Annotated in this window: 22 protein-coding genes; 11 read left to right on the forward strand and 11 right to left on the reverse strand. The window is 63.0% G+C overall.

The window, feature by feature from the left end:
• Nucleotides 1-90: 90 nt before the first annotated feature.
• Nucleotides 91-1,608, reverse strand: coding sequence for an MFS transporter (locus NKJ00_RS13035; RefSeq protein WP_352629971.1), 1,518 nt, complete (start codon nucleotides 1,606-1,608; stop codon nucleotides 91-93).
• Between the two features lie 182 nt (nucleotides 1,609-1,790).
• On the reverse strand, nucleotides 1,791-2,186 hold the full coding sequence (locus tag NKJ00_RS13040; RefSeq protein ID WP_128303813.1) for a (R)-mandelonitrile lyase: 396 nt from the start codon (nucleotides 2,184-2,186) through the stop codon (nucleotides 1,791-1,793).
• Nucleotides 2,187-2,495: 309 nt separating this feature from the next.
• On the opposite strand from NKJ00_RS13040, the gene NKJ00_RS13045 reads away from it, so the two are divergent.
• Both NKJ00_RS13045 and NKJ00_RS13050 read left to right on the forward strand, forming a co-directional pair.
• The gene (locus tag NKJ00_RS13045; protein ID WP_352610420.1) at nucleotides 2,496-4,547 is read left to right on the forward strand and encodes an elongation factor G; all 2,052 of its coding nucleotides are present in this window, start codon (nucleotides 2,496-2,498) and stop codon (nucleotides 4,545-4,547) included.
• A 719-nt stretch (nucleotides 4,548-5,266) separates the two neighbouring features.
• A complete protein-coding gene (locus tag NKJ00_RS13050; protein ID WP_023809732.1) occupies nucleotides 5,267-5,764 on the forward strand; it encodes a methyltransferase family protein in 498 nt (165 codons plus the stop codon).
• A 177-nt stretch (nucleotides 5,765-5,941) separates the two neighbouring features.
• On the opposite strand, the gene NKJ00_RS13055 is transcribed toward NKJ00_RS13050, so the two are convergent.
• Both NKJ00_RS13055 and trxB read right to left on the reverse strand, forming a co-directional pair.
• The gene (locus tag NKJ00_RS13055) at nucleotides 5,942-6,838 is read right to left on the reverse strand and encodes a LysR family transcriptional regulator (RefSeq protein WP_023809733.1); all 897 of its coding nucleotides are present in this window, start codon (nucleotides 6,836-6,838) and stop codon (nucleotides 5,942-5,944) included.
• A 79-nt stretch (nucleotides 6,839-6,917) separates the two neighbouring features.
• A complete protein-coding gene (gene trxB, locus NKJ00_RS13060) occupies nucleotides 6,918-7,892 on the reverse strand; it encodes a thioredoxin-disulfide reductase (protein ID WP_128303811.1) in 975 nt (324 codons plus the stop codon).
• Between the two features lie 247 nt (nucleotides 7,893-8,139).
• Here trxB and NKJ00_RS13065 point away from each other — a divergent pair, with 247 nt between their 5' ends.
• Nucleotides 8,140-8,619: an Lrp/AsnC family transcriptional regulator gene (locus tag NKJ00_RS13065; protein ID WP_023809735.1), complete on the forward strand. Its 480-nt coding sequence runs from the start codon at nucleotides 8,140-8,142 to the stop codon at nucleotides 8,617-8,619.
• A gap of 251 nt (nucleotides 8,620-8,870) precedes the next feature.
• Nucleotides 8,871-9,665 (forward strand): glycosyltransferase family 2 protein, encoded by a 795-nt coding sequence (locus NKJ00_RS13070; protein ID WP_128303810.1) that lies wholly within the window; start codon nucleotides 8,871-8,873, stop codon nucleotides 9,663-9,665.
• A 4-nt stretch (nucleotides 9,666-9,669) separates the two neighbouring features.
• On the opposite strand, the gene NKJ00_RS13075 is transcribed toward NKJ00_RS13070, so the two are convergent.
• The 5 genes from NKJ00_RS13075 to NKJ00_RS13095 all read right to left on the reverse strand — a co-directional run bounded on the left by NKJ00_RS13075 (nucleotide 9,670) and on the right by NKJ00_RS13095 (nucleotide 13,848).
• Nucleotides 9,670-10,329 (reverse strand): HAD family hydrolase, encoded by a 660-nt coding sequence (locus tag NKJ00_RS13075; RefSeq protein ID WP_352610424.1) that lies wholly within the window; start codon nucleotides 10,327-10,329, stop codon nucleotides 9,670-9,672.
• On the reverse strand, nucleotides 10,322-10,894 hold the full coding sequence (locus NKJ00_RS13080; protein ID WP_128303808.1) for a D-sedoheptulose-7-phosphate isomerase: 573 nt from the start codon (nucleotides 10,892-10,894) through the stop codon (nucleotides 10,322-10,324). Before NKJ00_RS13080 ends, NKJ00_RS13075 begins: the two co-directional genes overlap by 8 nt.
• Nucleotides 10,895-10,901: 7 nt before the next feature.
• Nucleotides 10,902-12,395 carry a D-glycero-beta-D-manno-heptose-7-phosphate kinase gene (gene rfaE1 / locus NKJ00_RS13085; RefSeq protein ID WP_352629974.1) on the reverse strand — a complete coding sequence of 498 codons (1,494 nt, stop codon included), beginning with the start codon at nucleotides 12,393-12,395 and terminating at the stop codon, nucleotides 10,902-10,904.
• A gap of 142 nt (nucleotides 12,396-12,537) precedes the next feature.
• A complete protein-coding gene (locus NKJ00_RS13090) occupies nucleotides 12,538-13,170 on the reverse strand; it encodes a LysE family translocator (protein ID WP_013530072.1) in 633 nt (210 codons plus the stop codon).
• A 441-nt stretch (nucleotides 13,171-13,611) separates the two neighbouring features.
• Entirely contained in the window at nucleotides 13,612-13,848 is a 237-nt protein-coding gene (locus NKJ00_RS13095) for a type II toxin-antitoxin system Phd/YefM family antitoxin (protein WP_023809741.1), read from the reverse strand.
• Between the two features lie 147 nt (nucleotides 13,849-13,995).
• Between NKJ00_RS13095 and rfaD the strand changes: the two genes are divergently transcribed.
• From rfaD to waaC, 3 genes are read left to right on the forward strand one after another with little or no spacing between them, the layout of a single operon-like run.
• Complete coding sequence (gene rfaD / locus NKJ00_RS13100) at nucleotides 13,996-14,946, forward strand: ADP-glyceromanno-heptose 6-epimerase (protein WP_352629976.1); 951 nt, start codon at nucleotides 13,996-13,998, stop codon at nucleotides 14,944-14,946.
• Complete coding sequence (gene waaF, locus NKJ00_RS13105) at nucleotides 14,919-15,926, forward strand: lipopolysaccharide heptosyltransferase II (RefSeq protein ID WP_128303806.1); 1,008 nt, start codon at nucleotides 14,919-14,921, stop codon at nucleotides 15,924-15,926. Before rfaD ends, waaF begins: the two co-directional genes overlap by 28 nt.
• Nucleotides 15,923-16,912 carry a lipopolysaccharide heptosyltransferase I gene (gene waaC / locus NKJ00_RS13110; RefSeq protein WP_352629978.1) on the forward strand — a complete coding sequence of 330 codons (990 nt, stop codon included), beginning with the start codon at nucleotides 15,923-15,925 and terminating at the stop codon, nucleotides 16,910-16,912. The genes waaF and waaC overlap by 4 nt, the downstream gene beginning before the upstream one ends.
• Nucleotides 16,913-17,154: 242 nt before the next feature.
• Here waaC and greA read toward each other — a convergent pair whose 3' ends face one another.
• Nucleotides 17,155-17,628 carry a transcription elongation factor GreA gene (greA, locus tag NKJ00_RS13115; protein ID WP_013530066.1) on the reverse strand — a complete coding sequence of 158 codons (474 nt, stop codon included), beginning with the start codon at nucleotides 17,626-17,628 and terminating at the stop codon, nucleotides 17,155-17,157.
• Between greA and NKJ00_RS13120 the strand changes: the two genes are divergently transcribed.
• On the forward strand, nucleotides 17,627-17,914 hold the full coding sequence (locus NKJ00_RS13120) for a hypothetical protein (RefSeq protein WP_352629981.1): 288 nt from the start codon (nucleotides 17,627-17,629) through the stop codon (nucleotides 17,912-17,914). The genes greA and NKJ00_RS13120 overlap by 2 nt on opposite strands.
• Here NKJ00_RS13120 and NKJ00_RS13125 read toward each other — a convergent pair.
• Nucleotides 17,901-18,440 (reverse strand): tetratricopeptide repeat protein, encoded by a 540-nt coding sequence (locus NKJ00_RS13125; RefSeq protein WP_352629983.1) that lies wholly within the window; start codon nucleotides 18,438-18,440, stop codon nucleotides 17,901-17,903. The two genes, NKJ00_RS13120 and NKJ00_RS13125, sit on opposite strands and share 14 nt — an antisense overlap.
• 143 nt (nucleotides 18,441-18,583) lie before the next feature.
• Here NKJ00_RS13125 and NKJ00_RS13130 point away from each other — a divergent pair, with 143 nt between their 5' ends.
• The 3 genes from NKJ00_RS13130 (at nucleotide 18,584) to NKJ00_RS13140 (ending at nucleotide 21,156) form a co-directional block, all read left to right on the forward strand.
• Nucleotides 18,584-19,009: a DUF3775 domain-containing protein gene (locus NKJ00_RS13130; RefSeq protein ID WP_013530064.1), complete on the forward strand. Its 426-nt coding sequence runs from the start codon at nucleotides 18,584-18,586 to the stop codon at nucleotides 19,007-19,009.
• Nucleotides 19,010-19,196: 187 nt separating this feature from the next.
• On the forward strand, nucleotides 19,197-20,234 hold the full coding sequence (locus NKJ00_RS13135; protein ID WP_352630136.1) for an extensin-like domain-containing protein: 1,038 nt from the start codon (nucleotides 19,197-19,199) through the stop codon (nucleotides 20,232-20,234).
• A 115-nt stretch (nucleotides 20,235-20,349) separates the two neighbouring features.
• Nucleotides 20,350-21,156: an extensin-like domain-containing protein gene (locus NKJ00_RS13140; protein WP_128303802.1), complete on the forward strand. Its 807-nt coding sequence runs from the start codon at nucleotides 20,350-20,352 to the stop codon at nucleotides 21,154-21,156.
• Nucleotides 21,157-21,165 lie beyond the last annotated feature (9 nt).

Consider the following 21,165-nt stretch of genomic DNA (forward strand, 5'->3'; position numbering starts at 1 on the left):
CCGACGCACTATGAACGCGAAAAACCCCGAAGGTTGTATCCAACTTTCGGGGGTCAGTTCATCACCGCCGTTTTTAATGGGTCGTCAGCCTCACGCCTCGTGCTTGGTCTCTTTGGCAGAGCGCGCCTCGGCCGGCGCCAACACGGCAACCAGCAGTGCGGCGGTGAGGAACGCGCCGATCGCTGCCGTCAGCATCGCGGCGTGGAAGCCGCCGGCATAGGCGGCAGCATAGAGTTCATGCACGCCGCTTTCGCCCATCGCCGCATCGGTTGCGAAATCATGCCGCGAAATTGCAGCACGAGCCACCGCTTCCGCGTCGGCGACACCGGCGTCGCCGAGATACCCGGTCAAAAGGTTGGTCGCCCGCATGCTCATCAAGGCGCCGAGCAAGGCGATGCCGATGGCAAGACCGCTCTGGCGGGTGGCATTGATGACCGCCGACACCATGCCCGAGCGTTCGCGCGGCGCATAGGACATGGCGGCAGCGCTGCCGGTCGGGATTGCAAGCGCATTGCCGAGGCCGCCAATGGCGAACAGAAGGCACAGCATCGCATAGGGCGTCGAAGGACCGGCCCAGCACATGCCGAGCATGGACAGGCCGATAGCAACATAGCCGATGGTCATCAGCGCGGAGTGACCATAGCGCGCGCTCAGCCTGCCGATCCATGGCGACACCACGATCTGAACGATGAAGGCCGGCGCCATGCGCAGGCCGGTCTGCGTCGGCGACCAGCCCTGCACCTGCTGCAGGAACATCGAGAAGAAGAAGACGCTGGAATAGGAGGTGAAGCCGAGCGCGAACGAAGCGACATTGGCGACGGCGAAGCGAACGTCACGGAACAGGCCAAGCGGCAGCATCGGCCGTGCCGTGCGCGCCTCGAAGCCGAGGAAAGCAGCCAGGCCGACGACGCCGGCGATGAGCGCCGCGACCGTCCTTGGCTCGCCCCAGCCATTCTCGCCGGCCGAGATCAGGCCAAAGGTCAGCGCCCCCAGCCACAGGATGCTGAGAGCCAGGCCGACGAGATCGAGATGGGCATGTTCGGGATGCGCCGTCTCGTTGATCGAAGCAGCACCGAGCGCGATCGTGATCAAGCCAAGCGGCAGGTTGATCAGGAAGATGCTTTGCCAGCCGACGGTCTCGACCAGGATGCCACCGAGGACGGGACCAACGAGCAGAGAGATGGCAGCGAACGACGCCCAGCCGCCAATGACGCCGGCGCGCTGGCGCGCATCGGGAAAGGCCTGCGTCAGGATCGACAGCGCGCCTGGAATGAGCAGCGAGCCGGCGATGCCCTGTACCACTCGGCCGGCCAGCAGCACCGGCAGATTGGGCGCGACGGCGCAGATCAGCGAGCCGGCCACGAAGATGCCGACGCCGGCCAGCCACGAGCGCTTGCGGCCATAGCGGTCGCCGATCAGGCCGGACGACAGCATGAAGGCGGACAGGCACAGCGTGTAGGCGTCGACCACCCATTGCAGGCCGCCGAAATCGGTTTGCAACGCCTGCTGGATGGTCGGCAGCGCGACATTGACGATGCTGACGTCGAGCAGAGCCACGAACGAACCAAGATAGACAGCGGCGACCAGGGGCAGACGGTGCTTTGACATGGCTACGTCCGGACGTGAGTTTCGCAATCATCACTGACCGACGGTCAGTTGAACGGGCGGCATGGCGCTGTCGATCCGGCGATTGAGCATGGCCTGCGCCACGATACGGGACTCGCCGCGAGTCGCCCTCTTCTAAAAATGTAGCGGCTGGAAGAGAAGCCGGCTTCCTGCGGACTGAGCATTCAGCCGCCATATTGTTCCGATGTCACCCCCTCCAGCCAATCGACATGGACATCGTCGAGCGCCTCCTGCATCGCGATATGCGTCATCGCCGATTTCGGCGCCGCGCCATGCCAGTGTTTTTCGCCAGGCGCGAACGAGATGACGTCGCCGGCCCTGATCTCCTGGACCGGGCCGCCCCACGTCTGGGCAAGCCCGGCGCCCACCGTCACGTAAAGCGTCTGGCCAAGCGGATGCGTATGCCAGTGGGTGCGCGCGCCCGGCTCGAAGCTGACCAGCGTGGCCCGCAGCCGCGCCGGCGCCTCTTTCTCGATGATCGGCGTCTGCAGCACCCGGCCGGTAAAGTATTTTTCCGGTGCGATGACGGTCGGCACGCTGCCGCAGGCAATGATCTTCATGGGTCGATGGTCCTTCAAACAGCGGGCGACGGATCGCCTGTTTTCAGTTTCGGCCGATATCGGTCGACGTGCAACAGCTTCCGGCTGCCAGCCCAGCATATGATCCGCACGGTCCACGGCCGAGCAAAGGGTTTCTATTTTTCTTGCCCTGCCGGCAAACAAGTGGGACGATGGCTTTGGGCAGGTGGCACTTGAAAAGAACCCGCCCGCGACGGTCGAACAGGCCGGCCGCCGCTCAGGACCGATTGACCAAGCCTGAACCATACATGCCAGTCGGTCCTACGGGAAACGCCTGAGTGGAGGTCAGTCATGGGTACTCGCGCCGGAGGACGACGCACGGGACCGAAATGCATTGCCATAGTCGGTCCCTTCGCAAGCGGTAAGACGACACTTCTCGAAGCCATATTGGCCCGTACGGGCTCAATTCCCCGACAAAATCCCGTTTCATCAGGTAACACCGTTTCAGATCATTCGCCCGAGGCGCGCGCCCACGCCATGAGCGTCGAGGCGACGGTCGCCACGACCGAGTTCATGGGCGAGCAGATCACCTTCGTCGACTGTCCCGGTTCCATCGAATTCTCCTTCGAGGCCGAGCCGGTGCTGGCCGCCTGCGACCTCGCGGTGGTCGTAGCCGAGGCCGACGAAAAGAAGATCCCTGCCCTGCAACTGATCATGCGCAAGCTCGACGATCTCGGCGTGCCGCGCATTCTGTTCCTCAACAAGGTCGACAAGGCAATCATCGGTGTGCGCGACACGCTGAAGATGCTGCAGCCGGCCAGTGCCGTGCCGTTGCTGCTGCGCCAGATTCCGCTGCGCAAGGACGGCGTCGTCATTGGTTCGATCGACCTGGCGCTGGAGCGCGCCTACATCTATCGCGAATATGCCGAAAGCGAGGTGGCGCAGATTCCCGGCGACGACAAGGCGCGCGAGCTCGAAGCGCGTTTCTCGATGCTGGAAACGCTGGCCGACCATGATGACCAGTTGATGGAACAGCTGCTCGAGGAGATCGAGCCGCCCAAGGACGCGATCTTCGACGACCTCGCCGCCGACCTGCGCGACGGTGCGGTGATCCCGGTGCTGATCGGCACCGCCGAGAAAGGCAACGGCGTGCTGCGCCTCCTGAAGGCGATTCGCCACGACGCGCCCGACATCGAGGCGACCCGCAAACGGCTCGGTGCACCCGACGGCGCGGCTACCCTGGTCCAGGTGATGAAGACCATCCACACCTCGCATGGCGGCAAGCTGTCGGTGTCGCGCATCCTCTCCGGTCAGGTCGTCGACGGTTCCGAACTCTGGCTGCCCGGCGGCGACACCGCCAAGGTTTCCGGCATCTACCGGATGCTCGGCAAGGACCAGTCCAAGCTCTCCATCGCCAAGGCCGGCGACACGGTGGCACTGGGCAAGCTGGACGAGGTCAAGACCGGCCAGACGCTGAGCTCGGCCAAGGGCGGCACCAAGCCGCTCGTCCAGTTCGAGCCGCCGCAGCCGGTCTTCGCCTTCGCGCTCCGCCCCAAGGAGCGCAAGGACGAAGTGAAGATGTCGGCTGCCATCCAGCGGCTGGCCGAGGAGGACCCCTCGCTCAGCCTGCGCCACAATCAGGACTCGGCCGAAACCGTGCTGTCGGGCCATGGCGAGATGCATCTGCGCGTGGTGCGCGAGCGGCTGGAAGGCAAGAACCAGATACCGGTCGAAGGCCATCCGCCGGCGGTGCCCTATCGCGAGACGATCCGCAAATCGGCGCAGCAGCGCGGCCGTCACAAGAAACAGTCCGGCGGCCATGGCCAGTTCGGCGACGTGGTGATCGAGATCAAGCCGCTGCCGCGCGGTTCCGGCTTCCAGTTCACCGATACAATTACCGGCGGCGTCGTGCCCAAGACCTACATCCAGTCGGTCGAGACCGGGGTGCGCGATTATCTGAAATTCGGGCCGCTGGGCTTTCCGGTCGTGGATGTCGCAGTCAACCTGTCGGACGGCTCCTATCATGCGGTCGATTCCTCCGACATGGCCTTCCAGATGGCGGCCAGGCTGGCGATGAAGGAAGGCATGGCCGCGTGCTTGCCGGTGCTCCTGGAGCCCGTGATGAAGGTCGAGATCGTCACCCCCTCCGACGCCACCTCGAAGATCATCGCTCTCATCCCGCAGCGGCGCGGTCAGATCCTCGGCTACGACGCGCGGCCCGACTGGCCGGGATGGGATGTCGTCGAGGCAACCATGCCGCAAGCCGAGATCGGCGACCTGATCATCGAGTTGCGCTCCGCGACCGCGGGCGTTGCCAGCTATCGTGCCGTCTTCGACCACATGGCCGAACTCACCGGCCGTCTGGCCGACGAGGCGATGAACACCAACGGCAAGGCTGCCTGATGGCGTGGCGTTCCTCTCGAACCTGATTCGGGGGAACAAGAGAAAACGACGTACGGCGGGGCCGGACGTCGTTTTGTTCGCGGACCGTTTCCTTGGGAGGTAAAACGTCAGGTCCGCCGCATTTGGTACCGCCGTGTTCGGCGGAAAAACGGTTCGGACGCGGTAGCCGCCTGAGCCCGGGCCGTACGAGTGATGCCCCCATCTCCCGTCCGAACCACACCGCGTCCTATGATCTACATAGCAGGTCGCGAGCGTCCGGGATATGTTACCAGAGGTTACATGTCACCGTTACGTGGCAATTGTGATGGAATTTTTGGCCGGCCCAGCAGGGCACAGGCAACAAAAAAGCCGGATCAATGAAGATCCGGCTGAGTTTGATTGGAGTGCCTGTTAAGGCTAACCTCCAGAGGGGAACACTCGAGGGCGCTAATGGGAGGAGAACGCGCCCAGGAGATGATCTATATATGTGCTCATCATGCCCAAGAAACAAGCATCTATTTTGCAACACACACATGCAAAAAGACGCAGGCTGTGGTCTAACCCATTCCAGAAGCCAATAGGACCAGCAAAATCGTCGAAATGGAGCGCTGAATCGGGCAATTGCAACTACAGAATCGCCAATCTCGGCTGGCTGTCGGCTCGAAATGCCAAAACTGGGCAATGATGTGGAAGCGGGCAGCAGGCGTGCATTTCTAAGGCAATCGGGGAGGAAGCAGCCAATGCGGACGTTTTCGGCGATCGCGGGCAGTGCGGCCTTCTTCATCGCGGCGCCCTGCGTGGTTGCCGGGCTGGTGCCTTGGCTGTTGACCGATCGCTGGGGCTTGCCGTGGTCTGGTCTGCCGGGCTTTGTCCCTGTCGGCGGGCTTCTGATCGTCGCCGCGGTCGCGGCACTCCTGCATGCCTTCGGCCGTTTTGCGCTTGAGGGCCTGGGCACACCCGCACCGGTCGCCCCGACCGAGAGGCTGGTGATCGGTGGCATCTACCGCCATGTCCGCAACCCGATGTATGTCGCCGTGCTGTCGATCATCCTCGGCCAGGCGCTGCTGTTCTCGAGCTGGGCGCTTGTCGCCTATGCAGTCATCGGCGCGATCGTCATGGGCTCTTTCGTGCGGTTCTACGAGGAGCCGACCTTGGCTCACCGCTACGGCGCCGAATACGACACCTACCGCCGCAACGTCCCGGGCTGGCTGCCTCGACTGTCGCCCTGGCGTGGTTGAGCCACCATCGCAGGGCGCGTTGAGATTCAGGTCAGGCCGAGTCGAGAATGGTGGCTGCCGAGAACCGGAGCGGAGCGTACTTAAGTACGTGAGCACAGTTCTACCGCGATGCGGTAGACGGGGAAGCGCAGGAAGCGGCCATTCGCGGGCCGGCCTCACTTGAATATCGGCATGCCCTCAGAAGGACCAGCTTCGGGCCTTGGCGATGATGAAGTCCCGGAACACATGCAGCTTGGCCTGGTTCTTCATCGCGTCGGGATAGGCGAAATAGGTGTCGAAAGACGGCACCTCGGTCTCCGGCAGCAGCTGCACCAGATCGGAGTCCTTGCTGATCACATAGTCGGGCAGCATGGCGATGCCGGCACCGCCCTGCACCGCACGCTTGATCGACAATATGTCGTTGATCTGCAGCGTCGGCACCCTTTGTCCGCCTTCGAAATCACCGACCGTTTCCAGCCAGTTCAGCTCCGACAGATGCGACGGCACCGGCACGCCGAAGGTGACGATGCGATGGGCCTTCAGCTCGGCGACGGAAGACGGCTTACCATGCTTGGCGACATAGGATGGGGCCGCGTAGAGGTGGAAATGCACGGTGAACAGGCGGCGCTGGATCAGGTCCGGCTGCTGCGGCTGGCGCAGCCGGATGGCGCAATCGGCCTGGCGCATGGTGAGATCGAGTTCCTCGTTGGCGAGGATCAGCTGCAGGCTGATTTCGGGATAGAGTTCGATGAATTCCTGTACCCGCTCGGTCAGCCAGCCGGCGCCCAGCCCCACCGTCGTCGTCACCCGCAGCACGCCCGACGGGCGATCCTTGGTCTCGGTCAGCCGGGACTTGATGGTCTCCAGCTTCATCAGCACGTCATGCGCCGTGCGAAACAGCATCTCACCCTGCTCGGTCAGCACCAGCCCGCGGGCGTGGCGGTTGAACAGCGGCACGCCGACATCATGCTCGAGCGCGCTGACCTGCCGCGAGATCGCCGATTGCGACAGATGCAATGTCTCGGCCGCATGGGTAAACGACCCCGCCTCCGCCGCAGCGTGAAACACGCGTAGCTTGTCCCAGTCCAACGCCATGATTCCCCTCGTTCTGTTTTGGCGTCTGAATGAAAAATCAGGCTTTTACACGGCGTTTCTAAGCCGCTCTCTGAACTCTCTACTCGGCCGCTTCGCGATGCACTTCGATGCCGGCCAGATACTTCTCCGCCTCGAGCGCGGCCATGCAGCCGAGCCCCGCTGCCGTCACCGCCTGGCGGTAGATATCGTCGGTCACATCGCCGGCCGCGAACACGCCCGGCACATCGGTGCGGGTCGAATCCGGCGCCGTCCACAGATAGCCGTTCGGCTTCTGCTTGAGCTTGCCGGCGAACAGTTCAACCGCCGGCGCATGGCCGATGGCCACGAACACGCCGTCGACCTTGAGGTGCGACACCTCGCCGGTCACCGCATGCTTGAGCTTCAGCCCCTCGACCGAGGGCGGCAGCGGCGTCTTGCCGGGTCGACCGGTGATCTCATCGACGATCGTGTCCCAGATGATGCGGACATTGTCCTTCTTCAGAAGCCGCTCGCGCAGGATACGTTCAGCGCGAAAATCGCTTCGCCTGTGGATGACCGTCACGCTCTTGGCGAGATTGGACAGATAGAGCGCCTCTTCCACCGCGGAATTGCCGCCACCGATCACCGCGACATCCTTGCCCCTGTAGAAGAAACCATCGCAGGTGGCGCAGGCCGAGACTCCAAAACCCATGAAGTCCTGCTCGGTCGGGATGCCCAGCCATTTCGCTTGCGCACCGGTGGCGATGATCAGCGCGTCGGCGGTATAGGTGGTGCCGGAATCGCCCTTGGCACGGAACGGTCGCACGTTGAGGTCGACCTCGGTGATGATGTCGTTGATGATGTCGGTGCCGACATGCTCGGCCTGTTTCAGCATCTGCTCCATCAGCCACGGACCCTGGATCGGGTCGGCGAAGCCGGGATAGTTCTCGACATCGGTGGTGATCATCAACTGCCCGCCCTGCTGCAGGCCGGCGACCAGCATCGGCTTCAGCATGGCGCGGGCGGCATAGACCGCCGCCGTATAGCCGGCCGGACCGGAACCGATGATGAGAACGGGCGCGTGCTTGGTGGTCATCTAAAGCCTCTGCGGAGGGCTGCCGGCAATTGCGGCATGGAAAACTCGATCATTGTCGCGCGTAATGTAAGTGTTGCCCACGACGCCAGCAAGGCAAGTTGGAGTTCGTCCCCGGAAAGCTTTGTCACACCTGTCGCCCGCTGATCCCGTGAAATATTCCGGGCGAAGGAGGAATGGACAGCGAAGTCGTTTAATTACAAAATCACGCAAGATTCTTGCGTATTGCCCCTGATGATCGAGAACCCCCATGCCGCTCAAGGCCGACCTCGACGCCATCGACTGGAAGATCCTGCGCGAATTGCAGGGCGACGGCCGCATGACCAATGTCGAACTGTCGAACCGCGTCGGCATTTCGGCGCCGCCATGCCTGCGCCGCGTCAAGCGCCTGGAGGAAGCCGGCATCATCCGTGGCTACCGTGCCTTGCTCAATGCGCCAGCGCTCGGCCTCGATGTCGTTGCCTTCTGCCTGGTCGGCCTGCATCATCAGGCCGATGCCGAGCTGCGCATCTTTGCCGAGCGCACCCGCGGCTGGCCGATCGTACGCGACGCCTGGATGGTGTCGGGCGAATCCGATTTCCTGCTGCATTGCGTGGCGAGCGACCTTGGCGCCTTCCAGACCTTCGTCATCGAGGAACTGACCTCGACCCCGAATGTCGACACGGTGCGAACAGCGCTCACCATCCGCCGGGTCAAGGACGAAGGGCTGGTCTCGTTCGCACAGCCTTGAGCCGGTTGAACCGCAGCGGGCTTTCGCCGATGCGGCTTGAACGCCTCGCCATATCAGCGCCGCTTTGGCGTTCGATAGCTCTCCTGTGAAGCCGGAATTTCTGCCGTAGCCGTCTTGTTGGTTTCCTAGAGCAATTCCAGAAAAAGTATGTAACGGTTTTCCCGGGAAAAGCGCATAGCGCTTTCGGGATTGCGTAAACAGGTGGCGCAGGGCAGCCCAATTCCGAGAACAGTGTGCCGTGGGGTGGGACGATGACTCGATTTTCTAGCCCGGTTTCGGCGCTGGTCATCTGCATGAACGAGGCCGAAATGATCGGCGAGTGCCTGGAAAGCGTCGATTTCTGCGCCGAGATCATCGTCGTCGATTCGGGCTCGACGGACAGCACTCTGGACGTCGTCAATGGGTACATCGCCAAAGGCTACCCGATAAGGCTGTTTCACAACGATTGGCCGGGCTTTCCTCGTCAGCGGCAATTCGCGCTCGATCAGGCCACGCAACCATGGTGCCTTTCGATTGAAGCCGACGAGGCCATCGACGACGTGCTCAGGCAGTCAATCATGAATGTGACCCAGCTTGGGAATGACGCCTTCGACGGATGGTACATCAGACGCCGCGACAAGCTGAAGGGCTATGGCTATGCGCACCGCTGGGTGCTTCACAACAGGCTGCTGCGTCTTTTCCGCCGCGACAAGGCCACGATGGACCTTAATCTGCGGGTCCATGAGTCGTTCGAGGTGCCAGGCGAAACCGGCACGATAGAAAATGGCGTGCTGCTGCATCGCCGCGAAATGACCATTGCCGAGGATCTGGCAAGAGCCAACACCTACTCCAGCCTCAAGGTTGCCACGCTTGTCGAACGAGCCAAGAAGCCCGGCCTGATAAGACTGGTGCTGTCGCCTCTCGGCAACTTCCTGAAGTTCTACCTGGCCAAACGCTACTTCCTGTGCGGCCGGCACGGGTTCGTCTATTCGATGCTGGTGATGCTGTATTCGTTCGCGACAGAGGCCAAGCTTTATGAAGCCTGGCGAGACAAAGATCGGATGTAAGCCGTCACGGCGCGCCCGAGGCGGTGCCAAGCGCAGCTATTGCGGCGAGCAGGCCGTCGAAATCCGCGCGGGCGCACCAAGGCTGAATTGTGAAGCCCGATCGGACAGCTGCTTGCCCGTCTACCAGCCAGCCCTGCGCGAGGCCGGCGCGTTGTCCCGCCTCCATGTCGGCCTCCTTGTCGCCGACGATCAGCGAACGCCGCAGATCGAGCCCGAGGCGCCCGGCCGCCTCCAGCAGCATGCCCGGATTGGGCTTGCGCATCGGATGATCGGCGACCGCAAGCACACCGGTGCCAGCTTCGTGATAGGCGCAGGCGACGACCATATCGACGAACGCATTTTCGGCGCGCAGCAGCTCGAGCACGCGGCCGTTGACGGCAGCGAAATCGCCCCAGCCGAAATAGCCACGCGCGATGCCCGACTGGTTGGTGACGATGATGACCGGAATGCCGGCCCGGTTGGCGGCGGCTATCACCGCGGCTATGTCCGCGCGCAGCACCATTTCGGCAGGATCATCCGGATAGCCCGTATCGACATTGATGGTGCCGTCGCGATCGAGGAACAGCGCCGGCGAGCCGGCGGCGAACACCCTTGAGCCGACCTGCTCGACCCATAGGCCAGGCTCCGCCAGCGGATAGCGGCCAGAGGTCGGGGGATCAGCCATTGCTGAGGCGCGCTTCGACCACCTCGCACAAATGATGGTAAAGGCACAGATGCCCCTGCTGGATGATCGGCGTCGAGGTCGACGGCACGTTGAGCAGGATATCGGACAGAGGCTTCAGCTTGCCGCCGGTGTCGCCGGTCATGCCGATCACCGTCATGTCCATCCTCCGCGCCTGTTCGGCGGCGGCAAGGATGCTCGGCGAATTGCCGCTGGTCGAGATCGCCAGGAGCACCCCGCCGGCGGAGCCATGCGCCTCGACCTGGCGCGAAAAAACCGTGTCGAATCCATAGTCGTTGCCCCAGGCGGTCAGCACCGCTGCATTGGCCGGCAGCGCGATGACATTGTAGGCCTTGCGCTCCTTGAGAAAGCGGCCGACCAGTTCGCCGGCAATGTGGATGGCGTCGCTGGCCGAGCCGCCATTGCCGGCGATGAGCAAGGCTTTCCCCGACGAAAGCGCCGTCACCACCGCGCTCGCTGCCCGCCCCATCTCACCGGTCAGGTCCCGTTCGACCATGGCTGATATGGCAGCCGCGGAGCGGACAAGATAATCGTTCAACTCGGACATGAAACCCTCAGTTTGTGGTGCCGCCGGCGCGCAATTTGCCAATGGTGTTGGTGGTGCTTTTTCCGGCGACCAGATCGACCAGCACGACGCGTCCGCCGGCCTTCTGCACCACATCGGCGCCGACCACGGTGTCGACCGTGTAATCGGCCCCCTTGACCAGTATGTCGGGCAGCAGCGCTTCGATCAGCGCCAGCGGCGTATCTTCCTCGAACACCACGACCGCATCGACCGAGGCAAGTGCTGCCAGCACGCAGGCGCGGTCGTGCTGGTCGTTGACCGGGCGCCCGGCGCCCTTCAGTCGCCGCACCGAGGCATCGCTGTTAAGGCCGAGCACCAGCCGGTCGCACTGGCTGCGCGCCGCGTGCAGCAAGCTGACATGGCCGGCATGCAGGATTTCGAAGCAGCCATTGGTGAAGCCGACGCTCAGGCCCTCTTCCTTCCACGCCGCCACCATGCGGGCGGCCGATGTGGCATCGAGGATGGCGTCCTTGTGGGCGGTCGGCCCATGTGAACGGAACAGCGCGCCGGTGAGTTCCTCGACCGTCAGCCGCGCGGTGCCACGCTTGCCCACCACGACGCCACCAGCGGCATTGGCGATCGAAGCGGCCATGACCGTATCGGCGCCCACGGCCAGCGCCAGCGCGAAGCTCGCGATCACCGTGTCGCCGGCGCCCGAAACGTCGAACACTTCGCGCGCCTGGGTGGCGATGTGGCGCGCCTCGTCGGGACCGACCACGCTCATGCCCTTTTCGCTGCGCGTCGCAACGACGAAATCGAAACCATGTGCCGAAATCAGCTCGCGTGCGGCAGCCACGATCTCGTCATCGGCGAACACCGCATGGCCGACGGCCTCGCCGAGTTCCTTGCGGTTGGGGGTGATGGCGGTCGCCCCGGCATAGCGCGCATAATCGCGGCCCTTCGGGTCGACCAGCACCGGCTTTCCAGCCTCGCGGCAGATGGCGATCAAGTCGCCGGCGACGCCGTCGAGCAGGATGCCCTTGCCGTAGTCGGACAGGATGACGATGTCGGCGCGCGTCAGTGCGGCGCGGAAATGCCGGATCAGGCCGGCTCGCTCCGCAGCACCCAACGGCTTGATTTCCTCCTCGTCGAAGCGCAGCACCTGCTGGTTGAGCGCGCTGAAGCGGCTTTTGGACGAGGTCATGCGACCACGCTCCTGCGCGAGGCCCGCCGTATCGGCGCCAAGCTCGCCGAGCATCCGCACCAGGCTATCGCCTGCCACATCGGTGCCGATGACCGAGACGGGAACAGCGGCAGCACCAAGCGAAACGATGTTGGCCACGACATTGCCGGCACCGCCCATGGTCGAGGTCTCGCCGCGCCCGTGCAGCACCGGGATCGGCGCCTCCGGCGAGATCCGCTCGATGACACCGTTGACGAAACGATCGAGGATGAAGTCGCCGACCACCAGCACGGTGGCCTGGCCGAACCGCGCAATGGCGCGGTGCAACGGTTCGGGAGAAGGCGGATTGTGCTTGATCATGTCACTGGCAACACAGGGAAAAGGCCGATTTCAATCTCATAAGTGCTCATCAATCGACTGGTCGGATCGCTCATGGCGAAAGCCGATATACCGCAAATTCACGCAGCGCAACGGCAGGCATGATCCCGGCAGGCTCGGGCGGTCAGCTCTTCTGCAGGGCGACATGGACGCCCAGCCCGACCAGCACGGCCCCTCCCGCCCGTTGCATCAGCCGCTGTGCCCGGCTCGAACGCCGCAAACGGCCGATCACGGCGCCCGCCAGGAACACACAGACGATATCGGCCGAGGAGAACATCAGATTAACGATCGTGCCGAGCACGACGAACTGCAGCCAGACCGGAAACGCCGCCGAGGCGTCGATGAATTGCGGCAGGAACGCCATGAAGAAGATCGCTGTCTTCGGATTGAGCACCTCGACGGTGATGCTCTCGAAAAAGGCGCGCCGCGCTGATTTGCGCTCGATGGCAGGCAGCGCCGCATCGCCGTCTGCGCGCTTGCGAAACAGCGAGACGCCAAGCCAGATCAGATAGAGCGCGCCGACCAGCTTGACCGCCAGGTAGAGCGTCGGCACGGCATGAAACAGCACCGACAGCCCGGCAGCCGCGGCGAAAACATGCACGTAGCCGCCCAGATGGATGCCAAGTGCCGCCGTCAGGCCGGACCAGCGGCCGCGCGCCATCGTCTGCGCGGCGGCATAGAGCATGGCCGGGCCTGGAATGTAGGCGAAGATCGCCGTGGTGGCGAAAAACGCGATGAGCAGTTCGGTCGATGGCATTTTTGGTCCCTCACGATCGTGCTCTGTTCTGTCGATTCAGTCCGCGCGCGGGATGGCTTTGGACTGACCCGTGCGGACAACGCAGTAAAAGCGAACATAATTTTCTTGTGAAATGACGGGCTGAACGCGCCGATTCGCGCACCCGGCTCGAAATAGGCTGACGCTTCCAGGATATCATGATTGTACTCGTCGACCATGACCCAAAGGGGCATAGGGTCGAGGCCCGCACGGTGGCGTTCAATTTCCGGGATGCTGACGGCAACGCGATCACGGCCCGGCTGCGTGGAAGTGATTGCAAGGATGAAGAGGTTCGTACCGCCGGCTTTCCCAGGAAGGACAGCCACAAAGGCTACAGGCCGTGACTTCCGGCCTTCGGTCTCGCCGTCTCCGTGTTGGCGATGCCAAAGATATGGATATCGCCAGACGTCCGCAGCGGCGGGTTTAATCACGGTCCAATTCCGCGGCGTACTCCTCAAGCATCTCGACATGTTCGGTCGGGGCATCCTCCGCAGCGTAGACGCGGCGGCTGTCGTTGCCGAAGCGCGCTTCGTAGGCCTCGATGCTCATCAGGACGTATCTCGGCTTGTTGTGGCGAGTGATGGAGACCGGCTGCTGGCTGGCAGCTGCAAGCACATCTCCAAGATTCTGTTTCAGATCGGTCGATGGATAGTTTTTCATGGGATGTCCCGTTTTGTCCATAATAGACAAAACAGACAAAACAGACAAGCCCATAAAAATGGCAGGACAGGCACATGCCTGGCTTTATCGACAGCCCGCCTAGCCTCCCCTATAAGGGCCGGAATCGCAAGCAACCAGAGGCCCTTCATGATCATCGTCACGGGCGGCGCCGGTATGATCGGCTCCAACATCGTCGCCGCGCTGAATGCCGAAGGGCATGACGACATCCTCGTCGTCGACGACCTTACCGACGGTCACAAGATCGCCAATCTTGCCGATCTCAAGATCGCCGACTATCTCGACAAGGACGATTTCTTGGACCGCATGGAGGCAGGCTCGCTCGGCCGCATCGAGGCCGTCTTCCACCAGGGCGCCTGCTCGACCACCACCGAGTGGAACGGCAAGTTCATGATGGAGGTGAACTACGCCTTCTCGAAACGGCTGCTGCACGCAAGCCAGGCGCTGCGCGTGCCCTTCCTCTACGCCTCCTCGGCTTCCGTCTATGGCGGCGGCTCGGAGTTTCGCGAGGATCCGGCGCTCGAGCGGCCGCTCAACGTCTACGCCTATTCCAAGAAGCTGTTCGACGACTTCGTCAGGCGCACTGTCTTCGATACCGACCATTCACAGGTCGTGGGCTTGCGTTACTTCAACGTCTATGGCCCGCGCGAAGCGCACAAGGGCGCCATGGCCTCCGTCGCCTTCCATCTGTTCAACCAGGTCGAACGCCGCGAGAACCCGAAACTGTTCGGCGCCTATGACGGGTTCGGGCCCGGCGAACAAAGCCGCGACTTCATCCATGTCGGCGACGTCGCCGACGTCAATCTGTGGCTGTGGAAACAGGGCTCAAGCGGCATCTTCAATTGCGGCACCGGCCGTGCCCAGCCCTTCCGCGCCATAGCCGAAACAGTGATCGACACGCTGGGCAAGGGCGAGATCGAGTTCATCACCTTCCCCGACCATCTCAAGGGCAGCTACCAGAGCTTTACGCAAGCTGATATGTCCCGTTTGCGCGCGGCCGGTTACAATGGCCAATTCCGGACAGTGGAAACCGGTGTCAGAGACTATGTCGAATGGCTGAAAGCCCAACGATCCTCGTGATCGGCCCACGCTGGGTGGGCGACATGGTGATGGCGCAGTGCCTGTTTTCGGCGCTGAAGGAGTTGCATCCCAACGCCGCCATCGATGTGCTGGCGCCAGCCTGGGCAGCACCCCTGGTCAAGCGCATGCCCGAAATCCGCCAGCAGATCGACTTTCCGCTCAAACCCGGTGCGCTCGAATTCACCCATCGGCGCCGCTTCGGCCGCCTGCTGCGCGGCCGCTACGACATCGCCTATGTCCTGCCGGGCAGCTGGAAGTCGGCGCTGATCCCGTTCTTTGCCCGCATTCCGCGCCGGGTCGGCAACCTGCGCGAGATGCGCTATGGCCTGTTGACCGACATCGTGCCATTGCCCGACAGCATCAAACGACGCACCGCGCAGGCCTATTTCGGCCTTGCCCAGGGCGGTGGTTTCCGGGCGCCACGGCTTAGCGTGGACACGAAAAACCAGGTCGACCTGCTCGGCCGGTTCGGCCTAGCGCCGCAGAAATTCGTGGCCCTGATGCCCGGCGCCGAATTCGGCCCGGCCAAGCGCTGGCCCAGCGAAAGTTATGCCGGGCTTGCCCGCGATTTCATGGGCAAAGGCTTGAAGGTCGCTCTGTTCGGCTCGAAGAACGACCGCGACGTGACGGCGGAGATCGCGGCCCTGGCCCCCGGCGTCGTCGATCTCGCCGGACAGACGCGGCTGGAGGACGCCATCGACCTGATATCCGCCGCAAGGCTGGCCGTGTCCAACGACAGCGGGCTGATGCATGTCGCGGCCGCCGTCGGTACGCCGATCGTCGCCGTCTACGGCTCGACCTCGCCCGAGAACACGCCACCGCTGGCCGAGCACCGGGAACTGGTCTGGCTTAGGCTGTCGTGCTCGCCCTGCCACCAGAAGGTCTGCCCGCTCGGCCATCTCAACTGCCTGAAGACGCTGGAAGTCGGCCAAGTCGCGGCAGCGGCGGAGCGGCTGCTGGACATCCCGGCAGCGGCATGAAGGTGCTGATCGTCAAGACGTCATCAATGGGCGATGTCATTCATACCTTTCCGGCCGTCGAGGATGCCCGTCGCAACCGCCCGGACCTGACCTTCGACTGGTGCGTCGAAGAGGCATTTGCCGGTATCGTCGCGCTTCACCCGGCGATCGACCGGATTCATACGGTGGCGATCCGGCGCTGGCGCAGGGCGCTGCTCGACGGCGGCACCTGGCGCGAGGCGGCCGCCCTGCGCCGCACCTTGCGCGATTGCCGGTACGACCTCGTCATCGATGCGCAAGGCCTCCTGAAATCGGCTCTGGTGGCAAGACAGGTGGGCTCCCCCATTGCCGGCTTCGACCGTTCGAGCGCGCGCGAACCTTCTGCGACGCTGTTCTACGATGCCACTTATCCCGTGCCGCGCGACCTGCACGCCATCGAACGGACACGGCGGCTGTTCGGGCTGGCGCTCGGCTACCAGCCCGATCTTTCGACCCTGGACTCCGGCATCGTGCCGCCCGCCGGCACTCTGGCGGGCCCTTCTGGAAAAACCGCCTTCCTGCTGCACGGCACCAGCCGCGAAGACAAGAAATGGCCGGCCGAAGACTGGATTGAAACCGCCCGCCTGCTGGCTGAACGTGCGATGACGCCGGTCACCACATGGTCGAACGAGCGCGAGAAGGCCGTGGCCGAAGCCATTGCCAAGGCAGTGCCATCGACAGTTGTGGTGCCAAAGTCACCGCTGGCCGACATCGCTGCGTTCATCGGCCGCTCGGAACTGGTCATCGGCGCCGACACCGGGCTGACCCATCTCGCCAGCGCCTTCGGCCTGCCAACGGTTGCGGTGTTCCTGGCGACCGAGCCAGGGTTGACGGGGCCTCGCGGGCAATATGCGTCGACGCTTTTGGCCCCGCCCGGGAAGCGTGTGATGCCGGCGGAGGTGGTGGCGGAGGCAGAAAGGCTGGCGGGACTCCAGGTCCTTGGCAAGGCCAACGCTGGCAAGAACTGAAGTCAATCGGAAAGGCTGGCGCTGCCCCTCATCCGCCTGCCGGCACCTTCTCCCCGTATAACGACGGGGAGAAGGGATCTGAACGCAAGGCCAGCGTCTATTCTGCTACGTTGAAAATTGGCGAAATCGTCGATGAGAGCATCTTTCTCCCCGTCACTATACGGGGAGAAATGCCCGGCAGGGCAATGAGGGGCGGCGCAAACCTCAGCTTAAAAGTCGCAGCCGCTCCCCCCTCAAATTCCCTAGATGAACTGCACCTGGACGATCTCATACCCCCTGGCACCGCCAGGCGCATTGACCTCGATGGCGTCGCCGACTTCCTTGCCGATGAGCGCACGCGCGATCGGCGAGGAGATCGAGATGCGGCCGGACTTCACGTCCGCCTCCTGGTCGCCGACGATCCGGTAGGTCTTCTTTTCCTCGGTGTCCTCGTCGACCAGCACCACGGTGGCGCCGAACTTGATCTTGTCACCGCTGAGCTTGCTGACGTCGATCACCTCGGCGCGCGCGATATAATCTTCAAGCTCGTTGACGCGGCCCTCGTTGAGGCTCTGCGCCTCTTTGGCGGCATGATATTCGGCATTTTCGGACAGGTCGCCATGCGAGCGCGCTTCGGAGATCGCCTCGATGATGCGCGGCCGCTCTTCCTGCTGGCGCCAGCGCAGTTCTTCCTTCAATGACGCGAACCCCTCGCCTGTCATCGGGACCTTGTTCATGATGCCTGACCTTTCCTGCTGCCGCCCCCGCGTTTCGGGGAAAGCCTTGTCGATGGTACAAAAAGAAAACGGGTCCGGCAGCCTCGGGCTAACGGAACCGTTTCACCGCAATTTCCCTGAATATAGCAATCTTCGCGGGTTTTTCACGCCCAAAAATCGGTTTTGTAAAAATCATCCCCGCATTCATCAGCCGGGGGCGGTGAATGAGACTGGGGCAACAAAAAAAGCGGCCGCGATCGCTCGCGGCCGCTTTAAAGAGCCCTGGAATCTTTTCAGCTTCTCATGAAATGGTCGATCTGCTCGGCCAGCATGCCGTATTCGCGCGAACCCTTGCCGGTCCGCTTCTCGATTTCCCTCAGCTGTTGCTGGGCGCCGGCCAGATCGCCGATCTGCAGATGCGCTTCGCCGAGATATTCACGCACCAGCGTGTAGTTCGGATCGATGCGCAGCGCTTCCTCGTAATAGCCGAGGCCGACTGTGACGCGGCCGGAATGGCGGTGCGAATAGCCGAGATAGTTGAGGATGCGCGGATCCTGCTTGTTGGCGGCAAGGCTGAGCACGGCGATCGCCTCGTCATAGCGCCCGGCCATCGCCAACGCATGGCCAGCATCATAGATGCTGTCGTCGTCGAGCATGCCCTCCTGGGGTGCGACGCACTTTTTCTTCTTCTTATCCCAGACTTCGCCCTTCTTGCATTGGGTGACGGTCTGATCGCTGCCGCCACTGTCACCGCCGGCGGCGAACACCGGAACGGCAAGGAACTGCAGCGCGACAAGGGCAGTCGCCGCCTGGATCAGCACTCTTTTATGCATCGAAACCTCCTGGAGGGGTGAGAATGCAACACTAACGCCGGTCGGCTTGCGTTTCATCCCGGAAAATTACGTGCGGGAGAACATCAGGTGACGGATGCAGCGAATCCGCTATCATCCGGCAAACGACCTGAGGGAGACGGCCCTTGCAGCGGCGGCTTGAAAAGGACTGGGAGCTTTCGATCGGCCCCGACACGGTGCGCTTGTTCATCCTCAAGGCCAAGGCGCTGAGTGCGGCCGTCAATGAAGACTATGCAGATGGCGCCGAGCACGAGGTCGAACTCGACGGCGAGTCCCATGTCAACCATCACCATGACGGCCTTGCCGAGGAAAGCTCGGAGAATCTGACCGAGGAAGAGCTGCGCGAGCTGATAAACGACCTCAATGTCGATGAAGCAGCCGAGCTGATCGCGCTGGCCTGGGTCGGTCGCGGCGACTACGACGCCACCGAATGGGCGGACGCGCTGGCGGCAGCGCGCGAACGCGCCAACAAGCGCACCGCGAAATACCTGCTCGGCATGCCGCTGCTCGCCGACTGGCTGGAGGAAGGGCTGGAAGCGATCGGTGCGTAACGACGCGGTTACCGTTCGTGATGGGGCCAAGGCAACTTTCCTCGCGTCGGCGCCGTTGACGGCGATGGGGTCGATTGTCTTTTCCCGAATATGCAGGATCGCGTTCGTCATGGCCGTCACGGTCTTGCTGGTGATGCCGGCCGAGGCGAGACATCGCCATCGGCATCACGAGCCGTTGACACCGAGGATAGAGCAGCCGTTGACACCAAGAGCCGAACAGTCCCTTAAACCGCGAGGCGGAAAGCGCCTGAAACCACGAAGACACCGGTCGGTGACGCCGAAGCAGGCACAGCAGAAAACGCTGCCGCCGCTACCCTTGCCTGCCGATGTGCCGATGCCCAGACCCGGCATTTCGGGATCCGGACCCGCCATTCCAGTGCCGGAACCACGCCCGGCGGACGCTGCGAACACCGCCGGCGCGCCCGACCGTTCCAATGAAGAAAAATCCCGCCAGGAAAAGCAGGCACTTCCCGAGCCGCCGGCTCCAGAACCCTCAACCGATACGGAAAGCGAACCGGAGCCGCCCGTGGTCGCGCCAACGCCGACACCAAAACCCGACATCGCGGAGCCCGAGGCTCAGCCGCCAACAGTTGCCCCGCAGCCACCGCACAAGCCGGTCGATGCAGATGACAAGAAGATGCTGCCCGATCCGCGCTCGGCCGATCTGCCCGATGAAAAAATGCCGGCAGAGGAATTCGCCTGCCGCGAACGGCTGAAGACGCTCGGCGTCGAGTTCGAAGAACACAAGGCGGAAAGTCAACCCGAAATCGGCTGTTCGATCCCCTACCCCGTCGTGCTGAAGACCCTTGGAAAGTCGATCGCGATTGCCCCTGGCACCGAGCTCAACTGCAAAATGGCCGAGGCAACGGCGCGTTTTGCCGCCGATGTCATCCAGCCGGCGGCGAAAGCCGAATTCGGCGCCGACCTGAAATCGATCGGCCAGGCGTCGGCCTTCGTCTGCCGGCCACGCAACGGCACACGAAAACTGTCGGAACACGCGTTCGGCAACGCACTCGACATCGCCAGCTTCACGCTGTCGGACGGCAAGAAGATCGAGGTCGGCCCAGCGCCGCCGGAGAAAGACGCTAAATTCCTCAATGCCGTGCGCAAGGCGGCCTGCGGACCTTTCAAGACGGTGCTCGGTCCGGGCGCCGATCCTGATCATTCCCTGCATTTCCATCTCGATCTCGAACCGCGCCGGCACGGCGGGACGTTCTGCCAGTGAACATGGCTGATCCAGCCGCGTGCCGCAATTCGGCCGCAGGCATGAACGCGGGCGCTGAGTTTTCCTTTACCCTTGATCGTTAAAATGCCGGATATCCATCAACGGGATTCCGCCAATGGCCGGCAAATTTCGGGCCGTGTTTTTCGCCACCGCGCGCCAGTCAAAATATCCAGCAATGCTGACCGCCGGCCTGGCGCTGGCGGCGCTTTCCGCCTGCAACACCGGCAGTGTGCTGTCGCTGGAGCCGGCCGTCGACGTCGGCGCGCAGACGGCTGCCGTGCCGCAATATGCCGGCATGCAGAAGCTTGTCCCTTCCAATCCGTACATGACGCAGGCCGCTTATCCGCGCATGGACGAGCCGATGTCACCCGTCGAGCAGATGCCGGCCAGCGAAACCGACTGCCGGCAGCAATTGAAGCGCCTCGATGTCGCCTACACCGACCTGGCGCCGATCCATGAAGGCCAGTGCGGCATCGATTATCCGGTCAAGGTTTCGGCCATCGGCAACATCCAGATGAAACCCGCCGCGACCCTGACCTGCGACATGGCCGCCACCTTTGCCGGCTGGACGAAGAACGAGCTCGTCCCCTCCGCCCGCTGGCGTTATTTCTCCGGCGTCAAGACCATCCACCAGGGCTCCAGCTATTCCTGCCGCAGGATTGCCGGCGAAGGTGTCCTGTCCGAGCACGGCAAGGGCAATGCGCTCGACGTCATGAGCATCGAACTCAACAATGGCGACGACATCGACGTGCGCAAGCCCGGCCTGTTCGCCTTCCGCACCCGGGGCTTCCTCAACAATGTACGCGCCGACGGCTGCCAGTATTTCACCACCGTGCTCGGCCCCGGCTACAATTACGACCACCGCAACCATTTCCATTTCGACATCAAGAACCGCAAGAACGGTTATCGCGCCTGCCGTTAGAAAGAGATC

This window comes from Mesorhizobium sp. M0227, assembly GCF_040321855.1.
In the GTDB taxonomy this organism is placed as follows: domain Bacteria; phylum Pseudomonadota; class Alphaproteobacteria; order Rhizobiales; family Rhizobiaceae; genus Mesorhizobium.